This window comes from Komagataeibacter kakiaceti JCM 25156 (assembly GCF_000613305.1).
This window is the reverse complement of sequence record NZ_BAIO01000899.1, coordinates 1-567: the sequence shown is the minus strand read 5'-3', so window position 1 is coordinate 567 and position 567 is coordinate 1. Positions and strand designations below refer to the sequence as shown.

The window sequence follows — 567 nt, the reverse complement described above, 5'->3', positions numbered from 1 at the left end:
CGAACCCCTATGCCTTTCGGCGGTCGATTTTGAATCGACTACGTCTACCGTTCCGTCACTCTCGCATACAGGCAATCAGTCCAGGGACGTCTTGCGGACCCGCTATATCACACTGGCGGCGGCGGCTCCAGCCCCAGCATCAGCGCCACATTCTGCAGTGCGGCACCCGATGCGCCCTTGCCAGATTGTCCAGCCGCGCGGTCAGCACGACCTGGCCCAGCGCGTCATCGCCATGCACCCGCAGCTCCATCCGGTCGGTGCCCGCCAGCGCATCGGCCACCAGTTTGGCGCAGGGTTCGGCCACCGTAATGCGGTCGGACCCACGGTAATGGGCGGCAAGCGCCGCGTGCAGGTCCGCCATACGGACCTGGCCGGGCAGAAGGTCGAGATGCAGCGGCACGGACACGATCATGCCCTGTGGAAAGTGCCCCACCGACGGCACGAATAGCGGCGCGCGCGCAAGCCCGGCGTAAAGCGCCATTTCCGGCATGTGCTTGTGCCCGAGCCCCAGCCCGTACAGTTCGAAGGTGGGGCCGCCATCGCGCTCATGCGCCTCGATCATGCCGC

The 567-nt window shown here is 66.3% G+C and carries 1 pseudogene; it reads right to left on the bottom strand.

The window, feature by feature from the left end:
• Window positions 1-107: 107 nt before the first annotated feature.
• A pseudogene (locus JCM25156_RS26710) lies at window positions 108-567 on the bottom strand (N-acetyl-gamma-glutamyl-phosphate reductase); the annotation flags it as partial.